12 protein-coding genes are annotated in these 9,987 nt (G+C 53.3%); 1 reads left to right on the plus strand and 11 read right to left on the minus strand.

The annotated features are described in order from the left end of the window. Window positions 1–10: 10 nt before the first annotated feature. The 7 genes from MRY86_RS23720 to MRY86_RS23750 all read right to left on the minus strand — a co-directional run bounded on the left by MRY86_RS23720 (window position 11) and on the right by MRY86_RS23750 (window position 5,761). Window positions 11–502, minus strand: coding sequence for a GNAT family N-acetyltransferase (locus MRY86_RS23720; protein WP_293568892.1), 492 nt, complete (start codon window positions 500–502; stop codon window positions 11–13). A 3-nt stretch (window positions 503–505) separates the two neighbouring features. After that, complete coding sequence (locus tag MRY86_RS23725; protein ID WP_293571974.1) at window positions 506–886, minus strand: nuclear transport factor 2 family protein; 381 nt, start codon at window positions 884–886, stop codon at window positions 506–508. Between the two features lie 132 nt (window positions 887–1,018). Then, the gene (gene nudK, locus MRY86_RS23730; RefSeq protein WP_293568896.1) at window positions 1,019–1,603 is read right to left on the minus strand and encodes a GDP-mannose pyrophosphatase NudK; all 585 of its coding nucleotides are present in this window, start codon (window positions 1,601–1,603) and stop codon (window positions 1,019–1,021) included. 21 nt (window positions 1,604–1,624) lie between these two features. Continuing rightward, entirely contained in the window at window positions 1,625–3,145 is a 1,521-nt protein-coding gene (locus tag MRY86_RS23735; RefSeq protein WP_293568898.1) for a PLP-dependent aminotransferase family protein, read from the minus strand. 3 nt (window positions 3,146–3,148) lie between these two features. Then, the gene (locus MRY86_RS23740) at window positions 3,149–4,090 is read right to left on the minus strand and encodes an aldo/keto reductase (RefSeq protein ID WP_293568900.1); all 942 of its coding nucleotides are present in this window, start codon (window positions 4,088–4,090) and stop codon (window positions 3,149–3,151) included. Between the two features lie 57 nt (window positions 4,091–4,147). Then, complete coding sequence (locus tag MRY86_RS23745; protein WP_293568902.1) at window positions 4,148–4,981, minus strand: helix-turn-helix domain-containing protein; 834 nt, start codon at window positions 4,979–4,981, stop codon at window positions 4,148–4,150. A 288-nt stretch (window positions 4,982–5,269) separates the two neighbouring features. After that, window positions 5,270–5,761 (minus strand): META domain-containing protein, encoded by a 492-nt coding sequence (locus MRY86_RS23750; RefSeq protein WP_293568904.1) that lies wholly within the window; start codon window positions 5,759–5,761, stop codon window positions 5,270–5,272. Window positions 5,762–5,868: 107 nt separating this feature from the next. On the opposite strand from MRY86_RS23750, the gene MRY86_RS23755 reads away from it, so the two are divergent. Beyond that, window positions 5,869–6,771, plus strand: coding sequence for an EamA family transporter (locus tag MRY86_RS23755; protein WP_293568906.1), 903 nt, complete (start codon window positions 5,869–5,871; stop codon window positions 6,769–6,771). A gap of 9 nt (window positions 6,772–6,780) precedes the next feature. Here the strand turns inward: MRY86_RS23755 and MRY86_RS23760 are convergent, their stop codons facing one another. The 4 genes from MRY86_RS23760 to MRY86_RS23775 form a co-directional block, all read right to left on the minus strand. Further along, window positions 6,781–7,602, minus strand: coding sequence for an SDR family oxidoreductase (locus tag MRY86_RS23760; RefSeq protein ID WP_293568908.1), 822 nt, complete (start codon window positions 7,600–7,602; stop codon window positions 6,781–6,783). Further along, window positions 7,599–8,348 carry a CPBP family intramembrane glutamic endopeptidase gene (locus MRY86_RS23765; RefSeq protein ID WP_293568910.1) on the minus strand — a complete coding sequence of 250 codons (750 nt, stop codon included), beginning with the start codon at window positions 8,346–8,348 and terminating at the stop codon, window positions 7,599–7,601. Before MRY86_RS23765 ends, MRY86_RS23760 begins: the two co-directional genes overlap by 4 nt. Before the next feature lie 74 nt (window positions 8,349–8,422). Next, a complete protein-coding gene (locus tag MRY86_RS23770; protein WP_293568912.1) occupies window positions 8,423–8,815 on the minus strand; it encodes a VOC family protein in 393 nt (130 codons plus the stop codon). 116 nt (window positions 8,816–8,931) lie between these two features. After that, on the minus strand, window positions 8,932–9,987 hold a 1,056-nt coding region (locus MRY86_RS23775), incomplete at its 5' end, for a tail fiber domain-containing protein (RefSeq protein ID WP_293571975.1).

Below are 9,987 nucleotides of genomic sequence, written 5' to 3' on the forward strand. Positions count from 1 at the left end.
GAACGGACCATTACAACGCCATCACATAAAACGCCGAGCAGGCACTATGCCCGGTGGCCCCCATTGGCCCGTCCAGAGCTTTGAACCCATACCGTTGGTAAAACCGGTTGGCGGCAGCCATCTCAGTAATGGTCTCCAGGTAGCAAAGCTGAAAACCGAAGGAACGGGCCGCATCAAGGCAACGGTCTGCGATGGCAACGGCCAGCCCCTTGCCACGGGCTTCGGGCAGGAAGTACATCTTCTTCAATTCGCAGGTGTGTTCGTCGCCACCGAGCAGTGGGGCAATGCCAGCACCACCGTAGACTTGGCCTTTATGCTCAATCACAAAGTAGGCTGATCGCTCCGCCTGATAAGCCGTGTACATATCGTCCACTTCAGCATCGTGGATGGAAAAACCTTCTCCGGAAGCCCCGTGGGCGGTCATCACCTCTCGGATGATGTAGGCCATGCGGGCAGTATCCTCCGGCTGTATGAGGCGAATGGTGAAATTATTTACTTTCATAAATTAGCTTTTATCGGTAAGGGCAATGACCTGATGCCCTTCAAAAACAAAAACAGATTGCCCGCTGAGCCTGAGCGTATCCCCGGCCTTAAGTCCGTTCGGCAGTTCAATAGCCAGCTGCCCCTCATAGTCAATCTCAATGGTGACGGTATCTCCGCTGAATTTCCAGGCTGTGATGGTTTGCCGGCGGTGACTGAAGTATTGTTTTGCCTGTTCCGCCTGCTGACGAAAGGCGGGTAAGCCTTCGGTCTGAAGGCCGGTCTGTCCGTTGGTGATGTTTTTGAAGACTACGGAAGGGTGCAGGTGCTGAACCATTCCGTCTACATCGAAGCGGTTGTAAGCCTGAATGTAGTCTTCAATTACGCGCTTTTGTTCGGTTTGCATAGGTAGCTGTTGGCAACTGATGAGTAGAAACATGGGCAGTGCCCAAAACCATTTTTTCATGTACAGATTTATATGAAAAGCTTCAAACGGTACAAATGAGTTCCCGTTGAAGCAAAGGAAGTGCAGTTGGGGCTACTTATCGAGCAGGCCGTTAAGCTGAGCATACTGTAGGAGTAATATGGTTTTGGCATCCCGGATGGCTCCGGTTGGAATCATCCGGCAGGCCTCGTCGAAGTTCATTTCCAGCACTTCGATGTTTTCCTGCTCGGCCGCTACGCCTCCGCCTTCTCCTACTTTCATGTCATCGTTGTAGGGGGCCACAAAGAAGTGGACGATTTCCGTAACAGAGCCGGGAGACATGTAGGCCTCGAATATTTTCTGTGGTGCCTCTACCCGGTAGCCGGTCTCTTCCTCCGTTTCCCGTTGTATGCCCGCAGCCGCCCCTTCCGCATCGAGCAGCCCGGCACAGGCTTCAATAAGGAGGCCTTCCGGATTGCCATTGACGTAAGTGGGCATTCGAAATTGACGGGTCAGTATAACGGTACGGCGGGCTTTGTTGTAGAGCAGGATGGTAGCGCCGTTGCCCCGGTCGTAGGCCTCGCGTTCCTGTCGTTCCCATTGCCCGTCCGCCCGGCGCAGGTCAAAGGTAATCTTGCGCAGGGTGTACCAGTTGTCAGAGAGCAATTCGTTTTTGATGATTTTTACTTCGGGTGACATAGTTAAGCTTTTGCGTAAAGATTAAGGATTTTGTACAAATATTCGTGGCTTTGAAGCCTGCATTTCCAACATACTGCTTCTCAGGATTTGAAAGGCACGGGAGATTTCATCTGTATTCAATGCGGCGAAGCCCAGGCGGCAGGCATTCCAGTCGGTACCGGGTGGATTGTAAACTTTGCCGTCAGAAATCAGTAGCCCTTTTTCGCGGCAGCGGGCAGCAATTTCGGGGAGGGGAAATTGGGGGTTGAACCGGGCCCATACTGCCATGCCGCCTTCCGGCACCTGGAAATCAACTGCAAAATTAAGCTCTTCCTGCAGTAGTTTGCAAAGGTGGTCGCGGCGCTGCCGGTAAGCGTGGAGTGCCTTTTTACCATAACGGCGCATAGTGCCCAGCTCGATCAGCCGGGCGATGGCCCGCTCCTGAATGGGGTCGCCAGGGTCGCCAATGAGCTGCCGGACCTGCATCAACCGCTGTATCAGGTCATCCGGAGCAAGGATGAACCCCGCCCGTGCTGCCGGGAATAACTTCTTGGAGTAGGAGCCAATGTAAATTACATACCCTTCGCAATCCGCACTCGCAATAGGCAGCAGGGGCTTATGCTGGTAATGGTAATCATAGTCGTAGTCGTCTTCCAAAATGGCGAAGTGGTACTGCCGGGCCAGTTCCAGCAGTTGTACCCTCCGCTCCGGGGACAAGGCTACGGTAGTCGGCCAGTAGTGGTGGGAAGGCACATAGACCAGCCGGATGGCTTGCCGTTCGAGCCGTTGGCTTAGGGCATCCGTATCAAGCCCCTTCTCATCTACCGGGAGGCGTAGCAGGCGGGCGCCGGCTTTCCGGAAGGCCTGATTGGCGATTTCATAACTGCTCTCCCCAACCACCACGGTATCACCTGGCTTAAGGAGCGTATGCGACAGCAGGAAGATGGCCTGCGTAGCGCCCCGGGTCAGGATCATTTGATTGGGTTGGACATTCAGCCCCCGGTATTGATTGAGCAATGGCGTATAAATTTCCCGCAGCCTGCGGTCGCCGAGGGGGGAAACCTGCTCCAACAGCCGCCCCAGCCTCGGGCTTTGCAGAACGGAAGCATACTCCCGGGCGTACTCCTGCAGCGGGGCCAGCCGGGGATCCGATGAGCCGTCATCAAAAGCCAAAGGTGCACGTGGGGATTGCTGATACTCCAGCTCGGGCAGTGCCGGCTCGTACAGCGCAAAACCGGTCATTTCCGGGTAGCAGCAGGCCATGCCCAGATCCCCGTTGACCGACCGGGGTGTGACCACCGGCAGGTCTTTATTGATATACCACCCGCTGCGGTTCCGGCTGTAAATCCAGCCTTCTGCTTCCAGCTCACTAAGGGCGGCCACCACCGTATTCCGGTTGACTGCCAGGTGGCTGGCTATGGTGCGGGTGCCGGGCAGCTTAAAACCGGGTTTGAGAATGCCGCGCTTGATCAGCCGGGCCAGATTGTTGGACAACTGTATGTACAGCGCTACTTCCGAGTGGCGGTCCAGCGTGATTTCATTGAAAAATGGGTAATTCGGCATAGCTTACAGTTGAATCGGTTCGTTGATGGCCAATGCGCCCATGCTTTCCTCAATTTGGTGCACTTTGCTACCGGAAATCAGGGGCATGATTGGCACTTCCTGTGCCATCATCCAGACCAGCACCAGTTGATTGGCCGTGTGCCCGGTAGTCTGCGCCATTTTATGTAGGCGTTGCAGACGCTCCCGGTTTTCGGGCAGGTCGTACTCGGGCGGCAGCGCTGCATCCGGGCCTTTGGCATACAAGCCGGAAAGCAGTGTGGAATAGGCCAGCAGGGTGATGTGGGATCGCCGATGGGCGTACTGCAGCATTCCATCATCAATGAGGCGCTGTACCCAGAAATCGGCATCCGGCTTTGGGCGCAGATAGGAATACTTTTGTTGTACAGCACAGTAGGTTGGCAGGTCTTTTTCCCGGCTTAGTTGCAAGCTTTCCTCTACCCGCCAGGCCCAGGTATTGCTGATGCCAAATGCACGTACTTTGCCACTTTTTTTCAGGATGGCAAAGGCCTCCAGGCGTTCTTCCACCGGGTATTCCAGAAAGTCGATATGCCCGTAGAGGAGATCAATATAGTCGGTGTGCAGCCTGCGGAGACTGTCTTCCACGGCTTGTATGATTGTCGCTTTGCGCAGGCCCTCCAATTCGATTTGATCCAGGCTGCCGGTGTAAGCCCTGGGACGGGCCCCGCACTTGGTGGCCAGCACAATGCGGTCGCGGGACTGTCGCTGCAGCCAGTGTCCAAGCACGGTTTCACTTTCGTCCCCTACGCCCTGCTCCATCCAAAATGCATAATTGTTGGAGGTATCAATGAAGTTGCCACCGTTGCTCAGGTAGGCGTCCAACAGGAGCTCCGACTGTGTTTGATCAGTTTTGGTACCGAAGTACATGGTGCCCAGGCAGATGGGGCTGACTTTGAGGCTGCTGTTTCCGAGTGGTCGTAATTCCATAGGTGTTTTTGATGGCAAAACTATAATCTGTTGTGCCTGCCCGATAGTAAAAAAGCGTCAGGACCGGCTGATCCGGGCCATTTCGTTCTGTAGCTGAAAGTCCCGGTCGGCTACAGCGGTTGGGGTGATGCCCAGGTGCGCCTTGAAGTCTTTGATAAAGTGCATCTGATCGAAGTAGCCGTATTGAAAGTAGTTGCCGGGCTGCACTTCCCGAATTACGCTGTCCTTGTACAGTGCCTTGAACCGGATGAGCCGGGCAAATTGCTTGGGGGTAATTCCGGTGTATTGCTTGAAGTAGCGTTGCAGTTGGCGGATGCTGCGGTGGTGCTGCCGGGCCAGCTCCTGAATGGGAGTTTGCCCTTGCTCCTGCAATTGCGCCTCAATACAACGCTGCACGATCGCCAGCCCATCCGGCATCTGTATGCATTGTAAAGGCAGGGTGCCTTGCAGATGGTCCAGGATTTCGGCAGCGGTGTGCAGAGCCTTAAGTTGCGTTTCCAGATGTTGCAGCCATGGAATCCTGAGTTGTGATATGGGAAGGTTTTGCTGTGCCGCTTCGGCAGCCACTTTGGGAAAAAGCCGGTAAAACCCGGCAGGCTTAAGCTTGAGGCCCACAATATGCACCGGGCTGACCCGCGTGACCAACTGGGTCTGGGTTTGCAAGCCCACCAGGCAGGATTCTGTACCCCGTTGGCTGACTTCCGGTTGATGAAGGGCCACTTTACGGTACCCGCCCTGATAGACAAAGATGACTTCCGGACATCCATCCGGGATCAGCAAGTCTGGTACCGTTTGCCGGTCTTCGGCGCTGCTGCGCATGACCCAGCAGGACTTCAGCACTTTGCTCAAGGGGGCAGGGGCGGCTGCCGAATCGAATTGGAGTTTTTGCATGGGGTTGGGTGTGTTATTTGACCCTTTAACAATCAAAAACTTCCTTTCGGTTGGCGGAAAACCCAATTTTCAGGACTGGACCACCTCAACGTACGAATCTGGCTGGTCTGATTAGCTCAGTACAGGCACGAACTGATCTGCAAACCACTAGACAAATAAGGCGTCATGAATAAAAGGGATTATTTTTTGTGCGCTGGGGTTCCCGCCTTTAGGGGGAAAGGGGGCGTGCGGAGGCTGAAAAATCAATCCCTTTTGAAAAATGTCTTGTAGTATAACTGATCTGCAAGACTATCGGGCCAGCTCCATTTTGATGATCGGATTGCCCTCGCCCTTATTCAGCGTCAGGCTCAGCCCGTCTTTGCTCAGGGTATAGTGGTTGACCTGTTGCAGAGCTTTGGTCAGTATGGCGTTGATGTCCCCGTTTTCCGGGCAGGCACGCCGGGTAAAGGCGACTTTGGAGAAACTGATTGTACCATGGTCCCCTACATCATAGCCGCCCATCAGGTTGTTGCAGCCATCACTGCCGCTCAGGCGGAAGCCCTCTGCCTCCCCGGTAAGCCGCAGGAAAGGCGTAACGGCCAGGCGAAGCTTCCGGACATCCTGACCTGAAACTTCTGTAATATCCCATTTGCGGTTAACCAGGGAAGGGCGTTGTTTGGGCGCCATGGTGGTTTCGGATTTGGTAGTGGCAGTATCAGCAGGTGCGGTAGTCTTGGAGGTACTGTTGCAGGCGGCCATTAGCGCCAACCCAACGACGAGGATAAAAAATTGGCTTTTCATAGGTAGTTTTTTAAACATAACGCAAGTGGGCTATGATATCTTATGCCAGTCCAACAGGTGGGCTGCAAAGCCGGTAAATTTTCCCACCTTTGCACAAAATTCCGAGCATGCTGAAAGCCATCCAACAAGCTGATCCCAAACGCCTGTCTTTGCTGGCGATCCTGCTGCTGTGCTTTATCTGGGGCACCACGCACATTGCGGTGAAGTATGCCATTCAGACCATTCCGGTCTTCTTCATGGCGGGTTTCCGTGAGCTGATGGCCAGCCTGATCTTCCTCGGGTTGTCGCTGGGACTGGAAAAACCGAAGGCAATAGACTGGAAAGAGGTCCTGAGGCAGGGGCTCTTCGGGCTGGGCTTTTTTGCCTTTGCCCGCGGTCTGATGGTGCTGGGTTTGGACTATGCGCCGGCCGGACTGGTCGCGCTGGTGTTTTCCCTGATCCCGGTGTACGTGCTCCTCATCAATTTGCTGATGGGGAAGGGGCGCATGAACCGCCGTATCGTCACAGGTCTTTTGCTGGGGGCTTTGGGCATGTTCCTGGTCTTCCGGGAAAGCCTGTTCAACCTGGAAGGTACGGATGCGCTCATTGGTATGGGCATCGCCCTGGGCGGTGCGATTTGCTGGGCAGGTACGAGCGTGTTGTTGTCCGATGGGCGGGACGGTGATTTGCCCGCTATGTTCCGGTCGGCCGTACAACTGTTCTTCGGTGCCATGGGGCTGTTGCTGATCAGCGGGGTTTTGCTGGAGCCCGTGGACTTTGCTGCCATTTCCGGTACCTCTATGCTTGGGGTGGCCTATCTCGTGCTGTTTGGATCTATTGCCGGTTTTGGGAGTTACGTTTACGCCATACGGCACCTGCCGGTAGCTCAGGTCACGCTTTATGCCTACATCAACCCATTTGTAGCCCTCTTTTTCGGCTGGCTGTTACTGGACGAGCTACTGACGCTGGAGCTTCTGCTGAGCTTTGGGGTGACGCTGGCTGGGGTGTGGTTGCTGAGCAGAGGGCGGTAGGAAGTAGTTTTAACTTCTTTCTGCGATCTTTCCCGATTGACTGATAAGGATTCTTTCTACCACTCCGGGTGCAATGGACTGCAGGAATGCGTTGAGTTTGCCGATTGGCGTTAGTGTAGTGACGAACTTACGTTTTCTAACATTCCTAAGTATGGCTTTCGCTACGCTTTCCTTGCTCGCAGCCCGGAATTTTGACCGGTTGTTAATGGTCTTGAGCCGTCCGTCCGCAGCAACTGTGGTCTTATCAAATTCGATTTCTGTATAGCCTACTTGCACTAATCCAACGTGAATGCCCTTGCCCGCTTCTTCTATACGAATGGATTCTGCCATAGCTCTTAGTGCCATTTTGGAAGCACAATAGGCAGACAGGCCAGGCAAGCCCCGAATGCCTGCCAGGCTAGAAATGAATACAATAGATCCGTTAGCTTCCCGGATATATGGCATAGCAGGGATAGTCAAATTAGCAACACCTTGGACGTTGGTATCGAAAACAGTCCGGTATACAATCGGGTCAAGATCTGCAAAGTGCCCCCGCATACTGATACCGGCATTGTTGATCAGAATGTCCAGTCTTCCAAAGGCTTTTATGGTGTCGCTAAGTAAGCGTGCTGCTTCTGCCTCCTTGGTAAGATCTGCTTGAATACCTACTACTTTAGCACCGGAGTCCCTTAAATCTGAAACGGCCTGCGAAAGGCGCTCCTGATTACGGCCATTCAGTATGACCTGTGCGCCTTGTTGCGCAAATGATCTGGCAGTAGCTTTGCCTATTCCCTGACTGGACCCGGTGATGAGCACGACCTTGTCTTCAAATGGATTGTTGCCCTTTTTCATGGCTTCACAATTTTCATTTCAGGATGGTGTTTCAGTGATACAAGGACGTTAGTCCAGGCCATCGATACATGTACAGCAACCGCGATCCAGATATTTCCGGTAAGGACACTTAAAAGGCAGAGTACGATACAGAGCGGGATGGCACCTATTGTTTCTTTCAAGCCCTTAGGGATATGTGTGCCAGAGTACAATCCAATATTAACAGCAATTGCCGGCCATAGACCGATCGCGTCAACCAGCGGAAACAAGAGTACTCCTCTGAACAGCGCTTCGTACCCTAAAAGGTAAATCGTCCATCCCAGAAGGCTGCCCCGAATCATACCCGGAGTCCAGCGAGTGGCTCTGATTTGTGGGTAGTGTTCCAGGCTTTCCGGCTTTTTGGCGTTGAACTGTACCAGGAAAATCATTAACGCGCTAAGCGCAAATATCCAGAGGAAAGTCGCTGCCCGTGTTGCAGGTGGCAGGGTCCAGCCAAAGTCCTGTAGCCGGGTTTCCGGAAAGGCAATAAAATAGGCGACTGCCGGAAGCAGGCCCATACTAAGCCCGCCTAATATCTTGGTGTGAATTACCAGCTTTGCCCAGCCCATGTCATGCCCGTTCTGTTCAATCAACCGGGATTTTAGTTTTGGAGATTGCCAGGAAAACCAAAAAATGATAAAGGACAGCAGCGTGCCAGTTACAGGTATGAAAACCCTAAGGGCTTCATAAGGAAAACTGAGGTCTATTTCGTACAACTGATAACTCATTTAAGGTGGCTTTTTTGGATACGCCAAATTTAGCAAAAGTTGTGCTTACCCACTGCTTAGTGAGGCTCCTCTGGTTACCGGCTCCGCTCGATCAATTCCCAGCGGTTGCCATACAGGTCCCGGAATACAGCACCTGTACCAAAGTCTTCTTTTCGGGGCGCTTCCTCAAAGTGTATGCCAGCGGCTCTGTATTGCTCATAATCCCGTTGGATATCATCGGTATGAAGAAATAAGAAGACCCGCCCACCGCCTTGCTTGCCAACGTACTGTGCCTGTTCCTCGTCTTTGGCTTTTGCCAATAGCAGGGAGCATTGCGGCTGTCCCGGCGGGGCAACGGCAACCCATCGTTTGGTGGGGGAGCGTGGCGTATCTTCCAGTAGGGTGAACCCCATTTTCTGCACAAAAAATGCTATGGCTTCATCGTAGTCGTGTACCAGTATGGCAATGCGGGCGAGGTGTTGCTTCATGTTTTCGCGGAAAGTTAGGAGTTTTAGCCCAAACCTTCGAGCGGGATAGCAACAGAAAAGGGCCCCGGAATAACCGGAGCCCTGGTAATCAGGGGGATGAAAAAAAGAGACAAAGGTTAATCTTTCAGTACTTGCTTTTCCAGACGTTCCAGACGAGCCTCCAGACTTTGGATCTGTTCCTGTTGGCGGTCAATAATAGTTTGTTGCTCCTGTAGCGCTTTGAGGGCAATAACGGACAGCTGATTGTAATCTACCAACAGGGCTGGGGCTTCCCCTGCGTTGCGGGCAGGGGTTTCGGAGACAAGGTCCGGGAATACCATTTGCAACTCCTGAGCGAGCAAGCCGATGTAGCCTCTACCTTCCTGCCCACGGTATTGGTAGGTTTTAGGGGTAAGCTGTTGTACCTTAGGCAAGATCGCAGGGAGGTCCTGAATTTCGGTTTTCAGGCGGGCATCAGAAGTCGCTGTATAGTTGCCGGAAACTGCATCAAATTGTCCGCGGGGAGCATTATCTGCATATAAGAGCAGGTTGCCGCTCCCACCTACATAAAACTCCCAGTTGCTATCGTTATTGGTACCGTTCATCAGCAGCATACCATAGGCTCCACCTGTTGAGGATGTGTTTTGAACAATCCGTACAGGGTAGGTTCGGGTGGTATTGATACCCGGTTCGGTGCCAATATTGAGCTGGCGGGTGCGCATTTCAATAATGCCCTGCCCATACCCATTGGCATCGCTTTGAATGATGCGGCCCCGGTTAAAGGCATTACCCGAACCTATGGAAAGCTTGATCGTCGGATTACCCACCTGAATTCCTCCACCACTATTGGACCCCACCGTGATGGCGGGCACTGCCCAGCCGGAATTTAAATTTGTGCCAACTACCAGCTCCTCGTCCGGATTGGTGTTGCCGAGCCCAACTCTTCCGGTGTTGTAATAAATCTGATTCCCATTCTGCGACCACACGCTGCCCAGCCCGGACAGATCAACGTTTCCGCCTCCTCCACTCAGACTTAAAGTGTTGCCGGATAGGCTGAGGGCTTGAAGTTCATTCGTTGGACTGGCATCTCCGTCAATTACGTCATCCCCATCGGCGATATCTGGCGGGATGCCGCTGAGTGTGGCCCATGTTTCGATTTCGTTTGTGGGGTCCGAATCGGCATCGTTGACCTC

Source organism: Phaeodactylibacter sp. (genome assembly GCF_022763345.1).
Taxonomy (GTDB): domain Bacteria; phylum Bacteroidota; class Bacteroidia; order Chitinophagales; family Saprospiraceae; genus Phaeodactylibacter.